13 protein-coding genes are annotated in these 19,458 nt (G+C 65.3%); 8 read left to right on the forward strand and 5 right to left on the reverse strand.

Translation table 11 applies throughout. The features are described from left to right. Nucleotides 1-5: 5 nt before the first annotated feature. Genes N6L27_RS06060 through N6L27_RS06085 form a run of 6 tightly spaced genes read left to right on the forward strand, consistent with a single transcriptional unit; the run spans nt 6 to nt 10,545 of the window. Nucleotides 6-1,022 (forward strand): glycosyltransferase family 2 protein, encoded by a 1,017-nt coding sequence (locus N6L27_RS06060; protein WP_271906330.1) that lies wholly within the window; start codon nt 6-8, stop codon nt 1,020-1,022. Continuing rightward, nucleotides 1,019-5,584 (forward strand): MupA/Atu3671 family FMN-dependent luciferase-like monooxygenase, encoded by a 4,566-nt coding sequence (locus N6L27_RS06065; protein ID WP_271906331.1) that lies wholly within the window; start codon nt 1,019-1,021, stop codon nt 5,582-5,584. The genes N6L27_RS06060 and N6L27_RS06065 overlap by 4 nt, the downstream gene beginning before the upstream one ends. Continuing rightward, nucleotides 5,581-6,270, forward strand: a complete 690-nt coding sequence (locus N6L27_RS06070) for a 4'-phosphopantetheinyl transferase family protein (RefSeq protein WP_271906332.1) — start codon at nt 5,581-5,583, stop codon at nt 6,268-6,270. Before N6L27_RS06065 ends, N6L27_RS06070 begins: the two co-directional genes overlap by 4 nt. Next, a complete protein-coding gene (locus N6L27_RS06075; RefSeq protein WP_442915730.1) occupies nt 6,267-7,205 on the forward strand; it encodes a hypothetical protein in 939 nt (312 codons plus the stop codon). Before N6L27_RS06070 ends, N6L27_RS06075 begins: the two co-directional genes overlap by 4 nt. Next, nucleotides 7,202-9,712, forward strand: a complete 2,511-nt coding sequence (locus tag N6L27_RS06080; RefSeq protein ID WP_271906333.1) for a hypothetical protein — start codon at nt 7,202-7,204, stop codon at nt 9,710-9,712. The genes N6L27_RS06075 and N6L27_RS06080 overlap by 4 nt, the downstream gene beginning before the upstream one ends. Beyond that, nucleotides 9,709-10,545, forward strand: coding sequence for a glycosyltransferase family 2 protein (locus tag N6L27_RS06085; protein ID WP_271906334.1), 837 nt, complete (start codon nt 9,709-9,711; stop codon nt 10,543-10,545). Before N6L27_RS06080 ends, N6L27_RS06085 begins: the two co-directional genes overlap by 4 nt. A 163-nt stretch (nt 10,546-10,708) precedes the next feature. Here N6L27_RS06085 and N6L27_RS06090 read toward each other — a convergent pair whose 3' ends face one another. Continuing rightward, complete coding sequence (locus tag N6L27_RS06090; protein WP_271906335.1) at nt 10,709-11,917, reverse strand: glycosyltransferase; 1,209 nt, start codon at nt 11,915-11,917, stop codon at nt 10,709-10,711. 235 nt (nt 11,918-12,152) lie between these two features. Here N6L27_RS06090 and N6L27_RS06095 point away from each other — a divergent pair, with 235 nt between their 5' ends. Then, nucleotides 12,153-13,523: an oligosaccharide flippase family protein gene (locus N6L27_RS06095; protein WP_271906336.1), complete on the forward strand. Its 1,371-nt coding sequence runs from the start codon at nt 12,153-12,155 to the stop codon at nt 13,521-13,523. 106 nt (nt 13,524-13,629) lie between these two features. On the opposite strand, the gene N6L27_RS06100 is transcribed toward N6L27_RS06095, so the two are convergent. The 3 genes from N6L27_RS06100 to N6L27_RS06110 all read right to left on the reverse strand — a co-directional run bounded on the left by N6L27_RS06100 (nt 13,630) and on the right by N6L27_RS06110 (nt 16,683). Next, nucleotides 13,630-14,871, reverse strand: a complete 1,242-nt coding sequence (locus tag N6L27_RS06100; protein ID WP_271906337.1) for a DUF874 domain-containing protein — start codon at nt 14,869-14,871, stop codon at nt 13,630-13,632. A gap of 118 nt (nt 14,872-14,989) precedes the next feature. Next, nucleotides 14,990-15,916: a CpsD/CapB family tyrosine-protein kinase gene (locus tag N6L27_RS06105; RefSeq protein ID WP_271906338.1), complete on the reverse strand. Its 927-nt coding sequence runs from the start codon at nt 15,914-15,916 to the stop codon at nt 14,990-14,992. Nucleotides 15,917-15,990: 74 nt separating this feature from the next. Then, nucleotides 15,991-16,683, reverse strand: a complete 693-nt coding sequence (locus tag N6L27_RS06110; RefSeq protein WP_442915736.1) for a sugar transferase — start codon at nt 16,681-16,683, stop codon at nt 15,991-15,993. A gap of 797 nt (nt 16,684-17,480) precedes the next feature. Between N6L27_RS06110 and N6L27_RS06115 the strand changes: the two genes are divergently transcribed. Beyond that, a complete protein-coding gene (locus N6L27_RS06115; RefSeq protein ID WP_271906340.1) occupies nt 17,481-18,332 on the forward strand; it encodes a 2-dehydro-3-deoxygalactonokinase in 852 nt (283 codons plus the stop codon). A 211-nt stretch (nt 18,333-18,543) separates the two neighbouring features. Here N6L27_RS06115 and N6L27_RS06120 read toward each other — a convergent pair whose 3' ends face one another. Next, nucleotides 18,544-19,362 carry a TIGR03084 family metal-binding protein gene (locus N6L27_RS06120; protein WP_271906341.1) on the reverse strand — a complete coding sequence of 273 codons (819 nt, stop codon included), beginning with the start codon at nt 19,360-19,362 and terminating at the stop codon, nt 18,544-18,546. Between the last annotated feature and the right edge of the window lie 96 nt (nt 19,363-19,458).

Below are 19,458 nucleotides of genomic sequence, written 5' to 3' on the forward strand. Positions count from 1 at the left end.
CCATCATGGCCCAACAGCGCATCCTCATCATTCTTCTGAATTTCCGCACCCCGGAGATGACAGTGCAGGCCGCTGAAACGGCGCTGTGCGAGCTGGAAGACCTGCCGGGAGAGCTGCTGATCATCGACAATGGCTCCGGCGACGGCTCCTTTGACCAGATCCGGGCGGCTGCCCGGGCACGCGGCTGGCTGGACAGCAACCGGGTGCGGGTGATCGCCTCGCCGGTGAACGGCGGCTTTGGCGCAGGCATGAACATCGGCCTCGGCACCGGCCTCGCGGACGGCAGCGCGCCGGAGTTCTACTATCTCCTGAACTCCGACGCATTTGTGCAGGGGGACACCATCCGCACCCTTCGCGATTTCCTGCTGGAGCGTCCAGGCGCGGGCCTTGCAGGGTCTTATGTGCGCGGCACGGACGGGGCGCCGCACCGCACCGCCTTCCGCTTTCCCTCCATCGCGGGCGAATTCGAGGCCAGCGTGCGGACCGGCATCTTCACCCGGCTGCTGAAACCCTGGGTCGTCGCCATGGAGATGCCGCAGGCAGAGGTGCAGGTCGACTGGACTGCCGGCGCCAGCCTGATGATCCGCCGCGAGGCGATTGAGGCCGCTGGCGGTTTTGACGAGACCTTCTTCCTTTACTTTGAAGAGACTGACCTCTGCCGCCGGGCCGCACGGGCGGGCTGGCGCACCCACTATGTGCCCGCCAGCGAAGTGGCGCATATCGGCTCCGCCTCGACCGGCATGAAGGGCTGGCAGCGCACGCCGCGCTACTGGTTCGACTCGCGCCTGCACTACTTCGTCAAGAACCACGGCCGCGCCTATGCCGCCGCCGCCACGCTGGCCCGCATCTCCGGCAGCCTGATCTATGGCCTGCGCCGCCTGATCCAGAACAAGCCGCAGGCCGATCCGCCGCATTTCCTGCGCGATCTCTGCCTGCACAGCCTGCGCGCGCCGTTTGCGCCGCGCCACCACCCCACTTCGGAAACGCGCCTCCCTTCTCCGCTTGCAAAGGAGCAGAAATGACCGCATTCACCTGTGCCCTGATTGGCAATGAATCCCTTCTGATCGGCTGCGCCGAGGCGCTGCTGGCCCGCGGCCACCAGATCCGGGCGGTGGTATCGCAGGATGCCGGCATCCGCGCCTGGGCCGCGGACAAGGGGCTGGACATTCTGAACACTCCCGCAGAGCTCAATGGCGGCTTTGACTGGCTGCTGTCGATCGCCAACCTGACGGTGATCCCGGATGCGGTGCTGGCGCAGGCCGCCAAGGGCGCAGTTAATTTCCACGACGGCCCGCTGCCCCATTACGCAGGTCTCAACACACCGAACTGGGCCCTGATCAATGGCGAGGCGCAGCATGGCATCACCTGGCACCTGATTGAGGGCGGCGTGGATGAGGGCGATATCCTGGCCCAGCGGCTTTTTGATGTCGCTGAGGATGAAACCGCCTTCAGCCTCAACTCCAAATGCTATGCCGCGGCGATGGACAGTTTCGGCGAGGTCGTCTCCCAGCTGGAAACCGGTGAGTTGAACCGTCAACCGCAAGACCTGAGCCAGCGCCGCCTGTTCAGGAAGTCCGACCGTCCAGAGGCAGGCGGGATGCTGGACGTCTCCCGCCCGGCAGCGGAACTGGCCCGGCTGGTGCAGGCGCTGGACACCGGCGGCTACTGGAACCCGCTGTGCGCCGCCAAGCTGCGTCTTGGCGGGAACGTCGTGCTGGCCGGAGCCGCGGATGCTGCTGAGGGCAGCGGCGCGCCGGGCACCGTGCTGGAGGTCAGCAAGTCCACCGTAAAAGTCGCAACCGGCAGCGGCGCCCTCACACTGTCCCGCCTGACCACACCCGCAGGCCAGGTGCTGGACGTTACCAAACTGACCGCACCCGGAGATCAGGTTCCCTCCCTGACCGCAGCAGAGACCGGGGCACTCACTGCCCGTCTTGCTGCGGTCCAAGGGGGTGAAAGCCACTGGCGCCAGCGGCTCGCCGCAATGCAGCCGGTGCAGATGCCGCTGGCCTCAGGCCGCTGCAGCAGTGAATACAGCCGCCGGGACATCGCCCTGCCCGTCGGTCTGAGTGAAGAGCAAGCCGCCGCAGCCGTCCTCGCCTTTGCCCTGCTCAGCAGCGGCGCGGAAACCGGTGATATTGCGCTTTCCGCTGTAGGCGCGGAGGGCTTGCCCGGCTTGATTTCCGCTTGGGTGCCGCTGCAGGCGCAGCGGCAGGATAGTGTTGCGGCCCTGGCGGATCGCACCGCACAAAATATTGATAAAACACGGAAATTTGGCGGCTTTGCAGAGGATCTGGTGGCCCGCGCACCGGAGATTTCCGCACAGGCCCAGCCCGCCATCGGCCTGATGCTGGGCGATGATGCGGCGGTTGCGGGCTGTGCCGTCACGGTCTCCCTGAACGCTGGCGCCCTGGCACTGCACTGCGACGCGGCCGCCCTGACGCCAGACGCTGCGGACCTGCTCGCCGCGCGGCTGGACCTGGTTTTGAACGCCATTGCAGAGGACAGCAGCAGAACCGTGGCAGAGCTGCCAATCCTGCCCGAATCCGAGCGCAAGATGCTGCTGGAGGACTGGAACCAGACCGCTGCGGACGTCCCGGCCGGCCTGACAATCCACGCAGCCTTCGAGGCGCAGGCTGCAAAGACCCCGGATGCCACCGCACTGGTGTTCGAGGACCAGAGCTTCACCTACGCTGAGGTCAACATGCGCGCCAAAGCGGTGGCCGGGCGCCTGCGTGAAATGAACGTGAAACCGGGCGTACATGTGGGTCTCCACATCCGCCGCGCGCCGGAGCTGGTGTTTGCCGCGCTTGGGGTGATGAAGGCCGGCGGCGCCTATGTGCCGCTGGATCCCGCCTACCCCGCCGATCGCATCGCGCACTACATCACCGACAGCCAGGCGCAGGTGATCGTGACCCAGGGCGCGCTGGCCGCAAGCCTGCCGCCGTCGGATGCGCAGGTGCTGAAAATTGAGGACGTCCCTGCGGGGACAGAGGGTGAAAACACTGATGGCGGCGCCACCGGCAGCGATCTGGCCTATCTGATCTACACTTCCGGCTCCACTGGCTTGCCCAAGGGGGTGATGGTCACCCACGACAATGCCGCGAACTTCTTTACCGGTATGGACCAGCGCATCCCGCACCAGCCCGGCGATGCCTGGCTGGCGGTGACCAGCCTCAGCTTTGACATCTCGGTTCTGGAGCTGTTCTGGACGCTCTCGCGCGGGCTGAAGCTGGTGCTTTCCAGCGACGAAAGCCGGCTGGAGCTGTCCAAGGGGCCGGTGGCCCTCAGCGATCGCAAGATGGATTTCAACCTGTTCTACTGGGGCAATGACGACGGGCCGGGGCCGCAGAAATACCACCTGCTGCTGGAAGGCGCCAAGTTTGTCGACCGGCACGGCTTCAATGCGGTCTGGACGCCGGAGCGTCATTTCCACGCCTTTGGCGGGCCCTACCCGAACCCGTCCGTCACTGGTGCCGCCGTTGCTGCGGTGACGCAGAACATCGGTGTGCGTTCCGGCTCCTGCGTCGCGCCCTTGCACCACCCCGCGCGGATTGCCGAGGAATGGGCGGTGATCGACAATCTGACCGCGGGGGGCGCCGGCATCGGCTTTGCCTCCGGCTGGCAGCCGGATGACTTCATCCTGCGCCCCGAAAACACCCCGCCCGCCAATAAGCCCGCACTGTTTGAAACCATCGAAACCGTGCGCAAGCTGTGGCGCGGCGAGGAAGTGGCCTTTCCCCGCAAGGACGGCGGGGAGCACAGCGTCCTGACCCAGCCCCGCCCGGTGTCCAAGGAATTGCCGGTCTGGGTGACGACCGCGGGCAACCCGGAAACCTGGCGCGAAGCGGGGTCGATCGGGGCAAACGTGCTGACCCATCTTCTGGGCCAGAGCATTGATGAAGTCGCGGGCAAGATCCGCATCTACCATGACGCCCTGCGCGCGGCCGGCCATGATCCTGCGGATTTCAAGGTCACGTTGATGCTGCACAGCTATCTGGCGGAAACCCGCGAGGAAGCCCGCCGCGTCGCGCGGGAGCCGATGAAGGACTACCTGCGGTCTGCCGCCGGGCTGATCAAGCAATACGCCTGGGCCTTCCCCGCCTTCAAGAAACCCGAAGGCGTGAAGAACCCCTTCGAGATGGACCTGGGAATGCTGTCGGAGGAGGAACTGGAAGCCATCCTCGATTTCGCCTTTGAGCGCTATTTCGAGGACTCCGGGTTGTTCGGCACCATCCAGGATGCCTGCCAGCGGGTGGAGCAGCTGAAGCGCATCGGCGTCGATGAGATCGCCTGCCTGATCGACTACGGCATCGCGCCGGACGTGGTGCTGGAGGGGCTGAAGCCGCTGGCTGAGGTGCTGCGCCTGTCGAACGCGCCGCAGGAGCTGGCGGCGGATGATTTCTCGCTGGCGGCACAGATCGTGCGCCATGGCGTCAGCCACATGCAATGCACGCCATCAATGGCGCGGATGATTGCCGCAGACGGGGATGCCAGCGCCTGTCTGGGCCAGCTGCAGCATCTGCTGGTGGGCGGCGAGGCGCTGCCGGGTGATCTGGTGCAGGCGCTGCGCGCGGCCACACGCGCGGACATCCACAACATGTACGGGCCGACCGAGACGACGATCTGGTCGACGGTGGAGAAAATCAGCACCGTCCCTGCGGGGACAGCCGGGATTGGAACGCCGGTTGCCAATACACAGGTTTACGTGCTGGACGGGAAGCAATCGCCTGTGCCCGCAGGGGCTCCAGGTGAATTGTATATCGGCGGCGCGGGAGTCACCGCCGGCTACTGGCAGCGGCCGGAATTGACGGCTGAACGCTTCGTAAAGGCACCGTTCGCTGCAACGCCCCTCTACCGCACCGGCGATCTGGTGCGCTGGAGCGAAACGGGCAGTCTCATCTTTCTGGGCCGCACCGATCATCAGGTGAAGATCCGCGGCCAGCGGATTGAGCTGGGGGAGATCGAGGCCGCGCTGACGGCGCAGCCCGGTGTGACCGGCGCCGTGGCGGTCCCGCGCGGCGACGCCGGCGCAGAACAGCTGGTTGCCTATGTCACCGTTTCTGCACCTGTATCCGGAGACGCCCTGAAACAGGCGCTGGCAACCCGGCTGGCTGAGGTCATGGTGCCTGCGCATATCGTCACCCTGGACGCTTTCCCGCTGACCCCGAACAAGAAAATCGACCGCAAGGCGCTGCCGGATCCGCAGCCCGCGCAGGCCAAGGCCGCCCCGGCAGTGGCACTGGACGCAGGCGCGCAAGCCCGGATTGCCACGGTCTGGAGCCGCATTCTGGGGGTCAGCGGCATCGGCGCGCAGGACAACTTCTTTGCCCTTGGCGGCCATTCCCTGCTGGCGGTGCAGGCGCACCGGGAACTGCGCGCGGAACTGGGCACCAGCGCCCTGTCGATCACCGACATTTTCCGCTTTCCGACCCTGGCCGGACTGGCCGCGCACATCGAAGGGCTTGCAGGGACCCCGGCAAATACGGAACAACAGCCTGAGGCAGCCGCAGCCCCGGACCGCAGCGACATGATGTCGAAACGGCGGGCGATGCGGGCAAACCGCAGGACAAGGACCGGATGACGGACAGCAACAGCAGACTGGCAGAGCGGCTGGCCCTGGTCCGGCCGCTTTTTGCCGCCGATGTGGCTCTGGCCGGGGCGGATCCGCTGGGTAGGCCTCCGGCGCCGCTGGCAGAGGAGGCCGCCGGTCTGTCGCCCAATGCTGTTGCGAAACGGCGCAACGAGTTTGCCGCAGGCCGTGACGCCGTGCATCTGGCGATGCGGCAGCTGGGCGTGCCCCCCGTCCCGGTGCAGGTCGGCAGCGACCGGGCGCCGGTCTGGCCTGAGGGGCTGGTGGGCTCCATCACCCATACCAAGAGCTGCGCCATGGCGGTGCTGGCGCATTCCGGAGTGGTGCAAGGGCTGGGCATCGACGTCGAGGAAGACACCCCGCTGAAGAATGAGCTGCTGCCCGCAATCTGCTCTGACCGGGAGCAGGCCTGGCTGAAACGGCAGGACAATCCTGGCCAGATGGCCAAGGTGATCTTTTCCGCCAAGGAGGCGGCCTATAAGGCGCAGTACGGCTTGAGCCGGGCGTTTTACGGCTTTGACGGGATGGAGCTGGAGTTTGATCTGGCCGCAAGCGCCTATCAGGCGTTTTTCACCGCCGACCGGACGCCTTTCAAGCGCGGCGAGGCGGTGGGCGGGCGCTTTGCCATTGGTGCGGGCCTCATCATGACCACTGCGGAAATCCGGGGGCGCGGATGATGGGGCGGCGCGGGCTTCTGGCCGCGGGCGCAGCCGCCGCCACGCTGGGGCTGATGGTGTTTGCCACCCGCAGCCGGTCCGTGCCGGTGCCGCCGCCGCTGGCCCCGCCTGAAGGGCCGCTGAAGGTGTTTCACCTCGGCCATTCGCTGGTCGGGCCGGACATGCCGCACATGCTGATGCAGCTGGCGCCTGAAGGGCACGCCTATAACAGCCAGCTGGGATCGGGCACTTCGCTGCGGGCGCATTGGGAGCCGGACGAGGCGATCCTTGATTTTGAGACCGCCAATCAAGCGCCTGCCTACCGTGATGCGAAGGAGGCAATCGGGTCCGGCGGTTACGGCGCGGTGGTGCTGACCGAAATGGTAGAACTGCGTGATGCGCTCAAGTATTTCGATTCGGCCAAGCACCTGGGGAAATGGGCGGATCTGGCGCGGCAGGCCTCGCCGCAGACGCGCCTGTATCTCTATGAAACCTGGCACCGGCTGGATGATCCGGATGGCTGGCTGCAGCGGATTGACGGGGACCTGGACGCTCTGTGGACACGTCAGCTGCTGGGCACGGACAGCCGCCGCAACCCGCAGAAGCCGGTGTATCTGATCCCCGGCGGGCAGGTTCTGGCAGCGGTTGCGCGTTCAGCGGAGGCCGGGGAAATCCCCGGGCTGGTGTCACGTGAAGCGTTGTTTGCCCGCACGCCTGAAGGGGAACTGGACAGGATCCACATCAACGATCTGGGCGCCTATGTCGTGGCCCTGACCCACTATGCGGTGCTGTATCAGCGCCCCCCCATAGGCCTGCCGCATCAGCTGAGCCGCGCGGATGGCAGCCCTGCTGAGGCCTTCAGCGCCGCGGCCGCAGCCAGGGTGCAGCAGATCGTCTGGGAGACCGTGCGCGCCCTGCCCCGCACCGGCATTGCCGCCGCCGGAGCGCCGGCATGAAGCTGGAGGCGCTGATCACATCCGTTGTGATGATCGGCCATTCGCTGTTCGGGCCGGACAACCCGCAGATGCTGGAGCAGCTGCTGGACACCCAGGCAGAAGCCCGGGTCGAAGCACAGATCATTAACGGCGCGCCTCTCAGCTACAATTGGCAGCACAGCAGCAGCGCCGAAGGTGTTGATTCACGCGAAAGACTGCGCGCACCTGCCGATGCGGTGATCGTGACGGAGGCGATCCCGCTGGCCAATCATCTGGAATGGAGCGGCACGGAGCAGGCGGTCGCGCAGTTTTATGAACTCGCGCGCGCTGCCAACCCGGATGTGCACTTCTATCTGCAGGAAACCTGGCACAGCCTGGACAGCGGCTCCGGCACCGATGTGCCGTTTGACAAAGGGGCCGGAGTGCCCTGGCGGATGCGGCTGGAGCAGGACCTGCCGCGCTGGCAGGCGGTGGTGGCAGAGGTGAACACGGCCACTGGCGGCACCGTGAAACTGCTGCCAGCAGGCCAGGCCATGGCGCGGCTGGATGATGAGATCCAGGCAGGCACCATGCCGGGGCTTTCCAGTATCCGCGATGTCTTTGCCGATGATATCCACCCCAATGCAACCGGCTTCTACTTTCTGGCGCTGCTGCAATATGCGGTGCTGACGGGCAAGGACCCCGCCGGGCTGCCGCACCGGCTGTCGGACCGCTGGGGCACGCCCTATCCTGCGCCGCCCCGTGAATTGGCCGCCCGCCTGCAAGCCGTTGCCTGGGAGGCCGCGCAGGGAGGCCGCGCGCGCGCTTCGGCCTTGCCTGCGGACCCGCCGCCGCTGCCGCAGGATCCGCCCGTGCCTGTGCTGAACGCTTCTGTACTGGAGGCCGCTCCCGCTGCCGCACCGCCTCCAGCCGCAGCTCGCCAGCCCATTGCCATCAACCTTGCGGGCATTGCCGACTGGAGCACCCAGGCGCCGTTTCTTGATCATTTTAAAACCGCCCGCCCCTGGATCGGCCATGTACCCGGGCAATGGGGTGGTGTGGATCATGCCACCCTGATGGACGCCGGTTATCTGGACCCGGCTGGCTGGCCCACCGCGATCCCGCCGGAGCTGAGCTCAATCGGCACGGTGATACTGACCGACCTACCGGAGACAGCCGTTTCACTCGCGGGCCGCTACGTCCTGCGCTTCGAAGGTGAGGGCATCGTTGAGGTTCTGGGCAGGGCAGAAAACGTCCGCTATGGCAAAGGCGAGGTGCGTTTTGACTACACCCCCGGCCCCGGCCCGGTGGAGATCCGCATCCAGCGGATGGGCCGCGGCGGCCGGTACGTGCGCAACATCACCGTGGTGCGGGAAGAGCATCTGGAAGCGTTTGACAGCGGCGCGCTGTTCAATCCGCTGTGGCTGGAGCGGCTGGAAGGTTTTGCCGCGCTGCGGTTCATGGACTGGATGGCCACCAATGACTCTGAGCAGACCGGCTGGGAAGGCCGGCCGCTGACGTCGGACTACACTTGGGCGCTGAAGGGGGTTCCGGCGGAAGTGATGCTGGCATTGGCCAATAAGCTGGATGCCGATCCCTGGTTCAACATGCCCCATATGGCAGATGACACATATGTGCGGCGCTTCGCGCAGCTGGCGGAGCGCGGATTGGATTCAGGCCTGCGCGCCTATGTGGAATACTCCAACGAGGTCTGGAACTGGCAGTTTCAGCAGGCCGCCTGGGCCGATGGCCAGGCCCGGGCGCGCTGGGAGGGCGAGGGATTGTGGATGCAGTTCTACGGCGGCCGCGCAGCGGAAGTGGCACAGATCTGGACCGGTGTGTTCGGCGAAGACGGCACACGGCTGGTAAGGGTGATTTCGTCTCAAACCGGCTGGCTGGGGCTGGAAGAACAAGTGCTGACGGCACCCCTGTGGACGGCTGAACAGACCGGGCGGCTGGAACCTGCTGCCTATTTTGATGCCTATGCAGTCACGGGGTATTTCGGCGGCGTGCTGGGCCTGGAAGACCGCTCTGGCGTGGTGCGCGCCTGGATCGATGACAGCCGCGCGCAGGCACTGGCACTGGCAGCAGAGCGCGGGCTGACAGGCACTGCAGCAGCTCAGTTTGCAAGACGGCATCAATACGACGCCGCCAGCGTCCGGGCCGGGGCGGAGTTGCGTGGCGGACAGGTCTCCGGCAATCCCGCCGACACGCTGGCGGATCTGCTTGGCCGCGTGCTGCCCTATCACGCGGGTGCCGCGCAAACACACGGGCTGGATCTGATCATGTATGAGGGCGGCAGCCATGTGGTGGGTATCGGCCCGATGGTGGAAGACGCGGAGCTGACAGGCTTTTTTACCCATTTCAACTACACGGATGAGATGGGCGGGCTGTACCGCGAGCTGCTGGCCGGCTGGCAGGCGCTTGGCGGCAGCCTGTTCACCGCCTATGCCGACGTCGGCGCACCCGGAAAATGGGGCAGCTGGGGGGCATTGCGCACCCTGAGCGATCAGAACCCGCGCTGGGACGCACTGGAGGCGGTGAAATGACCCCGCGGCTCTCCGTTCTGATCCCGGCCCATAACGAGGCGGACTATATCAGAAGCTGCCTGCAGGCAGTCTTTGCGTCAGATCCGCTGCCCGCGGGCATGACGGCAGAGGTGCTGGTGCTGGCCAATGGCTGCACCGATGCCACCGCCGCGCACGCCCGCAGGACTGCCGTTCCGATAAGCTGGGAGCTGCAGGTTCTGGAGCTGCCGGAGGGCGGCAAGCTCGGCGCGCTGAATGCCGGTGACGCCGCTGCGCGCGGAGATATCCTGATCTATCTGGATGCCGATGTGCAGATCTCCCCGGAGCTGATCACGCAGATCGCAGCGGCCTTGGATAGCGGCGCACCGGGCTATGCCAGCGGCCGCCCGCGGGTTTCCCCGGCCCGCAGCCTGGTGACCCGCGCCTATGCGCGGTTCTGGATGCGGCTGCCGTTCTTCTCAAGCGGCGTGCCGGGGTTCGGTATTTTTGCCATGAACCGTGCCGGGCGCCAGCGCTGGGGCGGCTGGCCGGATATCATCGCCGACGACATCTTTGCGCGGTTGAACTTCACTCCGCAGGAGCGCGTGCAGGTGGCGGCATCCTACAGCTGGCCGATGGTGGAGGGGTTCCGCAATCTGGTGAAAGTGCGGCGGCGGCAGAATGCCGGAGTGGCGGAAGTGGCAAAAATCTACCCGCATTTGATGCTGAACGAGGACACCCCCCGCGTTGGTGCAAGCAGGGTTCTTCGCCTGCTGCTGCGCGACCCGGCCGGGTTCCTGGCCTATGCCGCGGTTGCGCTGGCGGTGAAAACGCCGCTGTTTGCCTCCCGCACCCGCTGGACCCGCGGCCGCTGACGGCCCGCCGCTTTACGCGGCTCTCCCGCGCCCGCGGAATGTCCTGGCTGCGCCAGGACACACCTGGCGGCCTTGGGCGTGGCCCGGCGCCCTGCGCCGGGCCACGCCCAAGGGGAGCGGTGCATCTGCAGATGCGCCGGCGACGGGCGGGAGGGCACGACTGCTATTTGTCGATGGCTTCGCGGAAATACCCAGCCAGGCGGGCTGCTTCTTCGGCACTGTCATGCCGCGCCAGCACCCTGATGCGGCCGGTCTGGCCCATTTCGGCAAGTTTCTCCCCAGGAGTATGCGACAGTTCCAGAACGGCTTGTGCCAGCGCCGTTTCATCGCCGGCAGGCACCAGCCAGCCAGTCTTGCCCGGCTGCACCAGTTCCGGCGTGCCCGCAACATAGGTGGCGATGACCGGCCGGGCGGCGGCCATTGCCTCCATCACCACCATCGGCAGTCCCTCGGCAAAGGAAGGCATCATTAGCGCATGGGCGCGGCCCAGTTCCTGCCGCACGCTGTCCTCTGCCAGCCAGCCGGTCAGCGTGATATTCCGCTGCAGCCCAAGTTCGGCAATGGCCGTTTCCAGCTCCGGACGCATTTCCCCGTCACCGATCAAAGCCAGCTGCGCATCCGGGACCTGCGCCACTATCTGTGCCATGGCCCGGACCAGTACCATTTGCCCCTTCTGCTCGACAAACCGTCCGATGGCGGCAAGCCGCAGCGTGCCGCCGGGCAACGGCAAAGGGCTGGCAAAGCGGGCCGGTTCGATGCCGCAGTGCACCACTTTCAGGCTGTCCCACTTTGCAAACGCCGACCAGCGGCTCAGCTGGCTCCTTCCGAAACTGCTGACCCCCACGGTGAAGGCAGCGCGGCGGATCTTCTCTCTCAGAGACAGCGCATGGGGGGCATCGAATTCTTCCGGCCCGTGCACGGTGAAACTGTAGGCGGGACCGCCCAGCACATGCGCCAGCATCGCCACCGCCGCCGAGTTGGTACCGAAATGCGCGTGCATATGCTGCACGCCTTCCGCCGCGCAGCGCTGTTTCACATGGGCCGCTTCAGCCAGATAGATCAGGTGGCGCAGCGCCCCCTTGTCCGAGGCGCGTGCCAGTTGAAGCGCAAGCGCCAGCGCCTTTGAAAAACGGCGCGGCGCCGCCAGTCCCTCCCGCACCAGCGCCGTCAGGAGGCGGCTTGGGCCAGCCTTCAGCACATATTCGGTGCGCGCGGCCTCTGACTGATCGCCAGGATCGGCCAGAGGGGCATCAGAGGGGCGCATTGCCAGGCGCAATACCTCCACGCCCTGCTGCTCCAGCGCCTGCAGCTCGCGGCGGATGAAGCTGTGCGAGGGCTGCGGGTAAGTGTTCAGGACATAGGCGATCTTCAACGCGGCGGCTTCCTGGCAGGTGCATGTATCCGTGGCAGGTTAACGGTGGTTTGGCAGCTTGCCCAGCGCCGCATGCAGCTTGTCTCGAGGGCGTGGAGAATGCAGCACAGGCGCCGGAATTGTTGCTGCATTTCAGCCGCTTGAACATCTCCCGGCTGCCGTTGCCCCTGCAAGATTGACGCCCCTGCCCCGCCCGCCTAGCCTGCAGCATACGGGTTTAGGGGATTTCGCAGGAATGCAGCGGGTGGCTTCGCTTTTTGCCGGTCAGGGGATGATTGCGCGGGTGCTGCGCTCGGCCTCCTGGCTAATGATCGGGTATGGCGGCAGCCAGGCATTGCGGCTGGCCTCGAACCTGATCCTGACGCGCATCCTGTTTCCCGAGGCCTTTGGCCTGATGGCGCTGGTCACGGTGGTGACAGTGGGGTTGTCGCTGTTCTCGGACGTCGGTATCGGGCCGTCGATTGCCCAGAACAAGCGCGGCGACGATCCGGATTTTCTGGACACTGCCTGGACCATCCAGGTGATCCGGGGCTTCGGCCTGTGGCTGCTGACCGCACTCCTGGCGTGGCCCGCAGCCGCGTTCTATGGCGCTCCGGAGCTGCTGCTGTATCTGCCCATCGCAGGGGCAGGTCTGGCCATTGCAGGTTTCAACCCGACACGGATCGAAACCGCGCACCGGCATCTGCTGGCAGGGCGGGTCACGGCACTGGACCTGGCGGGCCAGGCCATCGGGCTGGCGGCAATGGTTGGCCTGGCGCTGGCAACGCAATCCGTTATCGCCCTGGTGCTGGGCGGGGTCATTCAGGCTGCGGCCAAACTGGCCCTGTGCCATTATGGCCTGCCGAGCGCCGCCAACCGGTTCCGCTGGGAGAGAGCGGCGGCGCGGGAGCTGATCCATTTCGGCAAGTGGATCTTCCTCTCTACAGCCTTCTGGTTCCTGACCTCGCAGGGAGACCGGGCGATCCTTGGGAAATTCGTCTCCCTGGAAGTATTGGGGGTCTATAACATCGGTTATTTTCTGGCGAGTTTTCCGATGCTCCTGGGCCATGCGGTCAACCAGCGGCTGATGATCCCGGTCTACCGCGACAAGCCTGCGCGAGAGGCACCTGAGAACCTGCGGCGGCAACGGCAGCTGCGCTGCGGGCTGACGGGCGGCGTTCTCAGTTTGTTGCTAATTATGGCCTGGGCGGGGCCGTGGCTGGTGCAACTGCTCTATGATGACCGTTACCTGCAGGCCGGGCCGATGATCGTGCTGATTACCCTGGCACTGGCACCTGCGGTGATCACCATGACTTATGATCAGGCAGCACTGGCAGCGGGCGACAGCCGCGGATTCTTTGTGTTTTCTGCCGCGCGGGCCTGCCTGCAGACGGGGCTGTTCTTAGGCGGTGTGGCCTGGTTCGGGCTGGCAGGCGGAATTGCGGCACTGGGCCTGTCGATGCTGGCAGCCTATCCGGTGCTGGTGCGGCTGGCGCGCAGGCATCACGTCTGGGATCCTGTGCATGACGCCGGTTATGCACTTCTGAGCAGCGCGGCTGGCGGCGCGGCACTCAGCTGGCATTGGACGGAAATCACTGAGATGGCAGCGGCTCTGGGGATGCCTTAGGCATAGCCTGCAAGCCTACCTGGATTATTGCCCGAAGATGGGGACAGCCTTGGGCGGAAGCGGCGCCCTCTGCAGGTTTACCGCCGGGGCAGACACCCAACAACGTCTAGGCCTTGCGCCGGAACCACCCGCGGCGCGGCGGGCGGGTGTCCATCACCGGGATGGAAACCACGGGCATCAGGCCGGTTTCACGCTCCATCTGCGCGGCGGTGCGCAGCACCGGGTGGCGCAGCTCCAGCAGGAAGGCTGCCAGTAAGGCCAGAACGGCACTGGCCGCGGCCCCCATCAGCGCCTTGGTTTTGCGGGCGCCGGTCACCGGGTAGTCCGGCAGCGGCGCCGGTTCGATCACTGTCAGGCGCTCTGCCTGATGGCTGGCCTCCAGCCGGAAACCGACCTCCGCCTCATTGCGGCGCGCAGTCATCTGCGCCAGTTCGCCCTGCAATTGCTCCAGCCGGCGGTCATATGCTCCGAGCTGACGCTCGACTTCCGGGGTTGTCTGCAAGGAAGCCTCCAGCCCGGCTCTGCGCCGTGTCAGCAACGCCTCTTGCGCGTCCAGCGTCGCAAGCTGCTGTTCGGCCTCCTCCTGCAGACGGCGGGCAGTGGCAGCGCGCTCTGTCGACTGGGCACGGTCGGCTGCACGGCGGATCTCGATCCGCTCGCGGGCAATTTCCAGAAGGCCCTCGTTCATCGCGGCAATCTCAGCCCTGCGGAACTCGATGGTTCCGGGCAGGGTCACGTCGTTTGCGTTGCGGTAAGCGGCAATCTCATCCTCCAGCGCCGCAACCTGATCCGCCAAGGCCGCTTCCTTCTGAACAAAGAATCTGAGGGTTTCCCGGGCCTGGTCAATGCGGGTTGACATGCTGAGTTCAACCGTGCGGCGGCCGAACTCGCTGGCAACCTGCTGCGCCTGTTCCGCTGTGGGCATCCGGGCAGTGATGGTCAGCACCGAAATTGTACCGTCATCGGCGAAGCCTTCGCGGGCGGCCGCAACACCGGTGATCTGCACTGCTGTCCGCAGCTGCACCACTTTCTGCAATTCAGTCAGGGAGTCCTGATCCGCATACAGGCCGAATTTCCCGATTATTTCCAGCAATGTCCCACGGGCCATCAGCCGCTGCTCAATCAGCTGCATGCGCCGCGCCGAGGAGCCTTCGACCGTGGATTTGGCCAATTCTCCAGCGATTTGCGGCTGGGTGATCTGAAGCACCTCTGCTGTTTCGTATTCATGCTGCTGGCTGGCGGCGAACCACAGTGACATCAGACAGCCGAAGACAAACACGCAAAAGATGGTGAACAGCCTGCGCCGCACCATGTCGAGAAAATCGCCCAGTGAGTAGATCGGCCCCATCTGTCTGCTCTCATGCCGCCGGGATCCCCGGCCGTTCCAATTAGATCAAGCCGCACAGGATGCTGCCATGCCTGATCTTACACCATAGCAACCGGGCGAAACTATGGCGTATCAGCGCTCAGTTCAGCGGGCTTTCCGACTTGCGCGCGCGGTTCAGAACCACGCCCAGCAGCTCGGTATGGCCAGCAAGCATCTTCTCGCAGGCGGCCAAATGCGCCGCAGTGCTGCTGGTGCCGTCAGAAATCAGCAGCACGCCGTCCACCTGAGGCAGAAAGGCGGCGGTATCGTCATGCTCCAGCACCGGGGGCAGGTCGAATAGCGCGGTGTCAGCACCGCTGCGCAGCATCAAGTCGTCCACCGCTGCGCTGCAGCTTCGGCTGTGCAGGATTTCGGCTGCATCCTGATCCTTGGCGCTGTTCAGTCCGACAGCCAGCGACGGCAGAGGGCGCAGCAGCTGATCTTCCATTTGAATGTCACCGGACAGAAACGCCCCCATGTCAGCAGCGGCCTGGATCCCCATGGCCTGTGCAACCCCAGGGTGCCGGAAGTTCAGATCCATCAGCACGGTGCGGCTGCCGGGAACCCGGGCCAGGCTGAGCGCGAGGTTGACGGCAGAGAAGGTGCTGCCGCAACCCGACAGCGGGGCGGTCACCGCAACCCGTTTCCACCCGCGTGCCCGCAGAGTGTGCGAAAGCCGGGTGCGGAGCAGATCAAAGGATTTGGCAGCAGGCGCAGAGCGAAAGCGGCTGACAAGCGGCAACCGCAGCTTTTGTTCCGCAGTGTTCAGGAATGGAACTTGCCGGATTCGCTCCCAGGGTTCCGGCAAAGTGGCAGGCAGTTGAGCGGTACCAGCCGAAACGGGCGCTTCCAAGGGGCGCTGCCGCGGCTCACCGGAAGCCGCGGGTGCAGCTTCCGCCGGGGCACGGCGGCGGCGGAACCTCTTGAACCCTTGCTCGCTCATGCCGTTCTCGTCATCCTTCTCCAACTTCCGGGTGCCACGCACCGGACTGGCGGTGATGGCCCCTGACACAGCAAAATGCTTCATAACCGTGCTCCCTGCAATGGCCGGACAGTCTGATGCCAGCAGGCGGGACGCCGACACAGCATACCAGAAAGGTGTTAATACCCCGTCCCCTTCAGCACCACTCCGGCTGTTCGCCAGATCAGCACCAGATCCCCGGCAAGCGACAGGCCGCGCCGGTAATCTGCATCCGCCCGGGCACGGCTTGCGAAACTGCCTTCGTTGCGCACGGACACCTGCCAGACGCCCGTAATTCCCGGCCGCAGGTCAAAATAGGCACGCGCATCACCATAAAGCGGAAGCTGGTCTGGCATCATTGGGCGCGGGCCGACCAGGCTCATGTCACCCTTCGCGACGTTCCACAGCTGCGGCAGTTCGTCCAGCGACGTTGCGCGCAGAAAACGGCCGACACGGGTGATCCGCGGATCGTTCTTAAGCTTTTGGGTCTCGTCCCATTCCTGGCGCAGCGCCGGATCCGTGTCGAGGTAGTGCTGCAGCAGCTGATCGGCATCGCGCACCATGGTGCGCAGCTTCAAGATGCAGAACCTCTGTCCGCCGCGGCCAAGCCGGGCCTGAGTGTAAAACGGTCTCCCGCCCTCAAGCCAAAGCGCCGCTGCACACACGGCAATAAGCGGAAGGACTACCGGCAGGCTCAACAGCACCATCAATAGGTCAAGGACCCGCTTGCCGCTTGCTGTGTAGGCCCCGCCTGTGCGCCCCTCTGCGCTCCAGCCGGCCTGACCCGCCGGCGCAAAACTGTTCAAGGCAGAATTCACATTTGCCGGCTGCATGTGCAGCGGACGGAGGAAAGCGACGGCCTTCGACGCCAGCCTTCCCTCGACCTCAACCCGCACAAAGGACAGCCCCGCCCCTCCGGAAGCCGCATCTCTCATTCCACATCCCCTCACTCCAGCCAGTCCCCACGGCCGGGCCGCCGCTTGAAACGGCGGGCTTGCACAATTCACCCAGACAGTCCGCGAACCTGAAGCCGCGGATTGCCGTTACTGATTTTCAGGTTCGAAACGGGGCGCGCCCCCACGCGCCCGCGCCTTTTTCTTTCGGCAGCCTCAAATAAACGGCTGCGGTGCAATCCTGCACTCCGCCTTAATTAGGACATATTTAGACAATTGCGCGCAAAATTTTCATTTCACCGCAAAATGTACCGGAAACACGTGTTCCGCCGGGAAAACGAGGAAACGATTGCTGAAAAATATGCGGATTGTTTCCCCGGCAAGGGAAGTCTTTCGGGAATCAAAGCACTGCCTCACGCAAGCTTTCTTTACGCAACAGCACCGGAATGCCTGTTAAATGGCAAGGCTTTGCAAAGACAGGTCCGAAGAATGGACTTTCCATTTCATAGACAATTGCCCGTGCAGCCCGCAATTCCCTAGAAATGGGGACACGGCGTTCGTGCGTTCCTCACCTTAGTTTCAGCATTTCGCGTGACCGCGGGCATTTGGGTTCACGGGCAGCCCGCGCGCCTTTACATCTCTGCCCCCTGCCTCTGCCTCTGCCTGGCGGCGCACTTGCCCGATTCCGGTTTCGCGGCCATAAGCTTTGGCACAGGGGTAATAGAGGACGTAGGGTGATGATTCAGCCTGCCGGCAAGGGCGCCAAGTGGCTGGCCGCCAATCTGGACGGAACAGCACTGACCGCTTGGCATGTAACCGGTGGGACCGCAGGTCCGGCGCAGGTCCATGAACTGCCGGACAGCAGCCCTGCGGCACTCGCTGCCGGATTGCGGCGGTTAAGGTCAGGCGAAGCGCACCCCGTGGTTCTCGGCGGCAGTTCCGTGGTGCCGCCGCTGAACGTGCCGGCCGCACCTGCCGGAGCGCGTTTGGCCGCAATGGAGCTGGAAGAGCTGACCGTCCATGCCCTGCCGGGGCTGAGCCAGCCTGCGCCATGCGGGCTGATCCAGGGGGCCGCAGCCCGGCTGCACGGATTTGTGCAGCTCAACCCGGATTGGGATGGGGTGGTCTGCCTGCCCGGCAGCGCTGTCACCCATTGGGTTCAGGTCAGTGCCAGGGAGGCGGTGAGCTTCCAAAGCGCGCTGACCGGACAGCTCGCAGCTGCGGTGACGCAGCCGATGGCTTTGGACGCTGATACCGGTTGCAGCGGGGCCGCGCTCACCACAGCGGCAGCGGATGGAATCGCCAAGCCGGAACTGCTGGCGGCACGGCTGGCAGCCCTCCAGGCAGAGGCCAGGCTGGGGCGTCTGCCGGCAGAGGATATATGCGGCAGGCTCTGGGGGGTGCTGCTTGGAGCGGAGCTGGCAGCCTCGCGGCCTTATTGGCTGGGTCAGAATGTGGCTCTGCTTGCCGATGCGCCGCTTCAGGCGGTCTATTCCGCCGCGCTGAAAGCCCAGGGACTGCCCGTTACAGTGGCAGACCCGCAGCGCATGACGCTGGAAGGGCTGACCAGGGCCTGGGCCGCGGCGTAAGCCATGCCCAACTCTCCCGTTGCTGCAGCACATCGTTATCGGGAGGCTCAGCGGCGCACTCCCGCGCCTGCAGGCCCACCGGCTGCGCCGGGCGGCCTTGGCAGCCTTGGGCGCCGCGCCGCGCAAGGCGCGGCGCCACGCCCAACGGGCTGAAGCCTTCCGCCAGGAAGGGGAAGCCGGGCGGGAGACCCCTGCCTGCGGGACCGCTGCCTCATCCGGCCTGTGGCGTTGCCTGCCCGGCCCTGTACCGTGTTCCCTTCAACGGCGGGTTCTCTGCCGGGCCGGCAAAGCACTGGGCGATTTGCATCCAGCATTCGGCAGCAGTGCCGGAGACCTGCAAACCGGTATCAGCAAAGCCGCGCACTTGGGTGACAACCTGGGCAAACTCCACCGCTGAGCCTTTGACATAATCCTCATCCTGCGGAGCATTCCATTCCCAAACCGCCCCCGACGGCCCGGTGAGCTGCACAAAGGGCGCAGGCTCCGGCACGTCCAGACCGCGGTTGTGGAAGCTCCAGCCATAGGTGGCCACCCCCAGATGCGCGATGTTGCGGATGCGATCCTGCTCCTGCCGCTCATGCCCCAGGAGGTCGAATACCTCCTGCCCGTGCGCCCAAGTCTCCATCTGCCGGGCGGTGACCGAGCTGAGCGCGCTCATGTCCGGTCCGATCCATTTCAGCCGCGCCTTGGGGTCCGCTGCGGCAAAAGCATCGGCACAGCGTTCCGCACCGCCCTGCCAGGCCGCAAACAGCGCCCGGCCGCTGAGGCCATCCAGCCAGGGAAACTGGCATTCGAGGATGGAGCGGCCCGCCTGCATGTCCCGCAGGACCGGCGCGATGAAGGCGGCAAAGGCGGCCTCCCCCTGCAAAGACGCTTCTGCCGCTGCGTTGAACAGATGCAGGTGCCCCAGCACATGATCAATGGTCCAGCCCTTGAACTGGGTTTCGCTGTGAAACTCTGCTTCTGGCAGGTCCTCAAGGATGGCTGCCAGGGCGCGGCTCTCTGAACGGAAATCTTCGGCCTGCTGCATGGCTCTCCCCTTTTGTTCCGCCCGGCAGCATAGCCGGGCCGGAAGCAGGCCGGAAACAGAGACCACACGTCACAAAATGAGCCGCCGTGGCGGCCG

This window comes from Leisingera sp. SS27 (assembly GCF_028368855.1).
In the GTDB taxonomy this organism is placed as follows: Bacteria; Pseudomonadota; Alphaproteobacteria; order Rhodobacterales; family Rhodobacteraceae; genus Leisingera.

Excerpts from the sequence above, each read along its gene's own strand:
- N6L27_RS06060 (WP_271906330.1), top strand. The coding sequence starts at position 6 with ATGGCCCAACAGCGCATCCTCATCATTCTTCTGAATTTCCGCACCCCG.
- N6L27_RS06065 (WP_271906331.1), top strand. The coding sequence starts at position 1,019 with ATGACCGCATTCACCTGTGCCCTGATTGGCAATGAATCCCTTCTGATC.
- N6L27_RS06070 (WP_271906332.1), top strand. The coding sequence starts at position 5,581 with ATGACGGACAGCAACAGCAGACTGGCAGAGCGGCTGGCCCTGGTCCGG.
- N6L27_RS06075 (WP_442915730.1), top strand. The coding sequence starts at position 6,267 with ATGATGGGGCGGCGCGGGCTTCTGGCCGCGGGCGCAGCCGCCGCCACG.
- N6L27_RS06080 (WP_271906333.1), top strand. The coding sequence starts at position 7,202 with ATGAAGCTGGAGGCGCTGATCACATCCGTTGTGATGATCGGCCATTCG.
- N6L27_RS06085 (WP_271906334.1), top strand. The coding sequence starts at position 9,709 with ATGACCCCGCGGCTCTCCGTTCTGATCCCGGCCCATAACGAGGCGGAC.
- N6L27_RS06095 (WP_271906336.1), top strand. The coding sequence starts at position 12,153 with ATGCAGCGGGTGGCTTCGCTTTTTGCCGGTCAGGGGATGATTGCGCGG.
- N6L27_RS06100 (WP_271906337.1), bottom strand. The coding sequence starts at position 14,871 with ATGGGGCCGATCTACTCACTGGGCGATTTTCTCGACATGGTGCGGCGC.
- N6L27_RS06105 (WP_271906338.1), bottom strand. The coding sequence starts at position 15,916 with ATGAAGCATTTTGCTGTGTCAGGGGCCATCACCGCCAGTCCGGTGCGT.
- N6L27_RS06110 (WP_442915736.1), bottom strand. The coding sequence starts at position 16,683 with ATGCAGCCGGCAAATGTGAATTCTGCCTTGAACAGTTTTGCGCCGGCG.
- N6L27_RS06115 (WP_271906340.1), top strand. The coding sequence starts at position 17,481 with ATGATTCAGCCTGCCGGCAAGGGCGCCAAGTGGCTGGCCGCCAATCTG.
- N6L27_RS06120 (WP_271906341.1), bottom strand. The coding sequence starts at position 19,362 with ATGCAGCAGGCCGAAGATTTCCGTTCAGAGAGCCGCGCCCTGGCAGCC.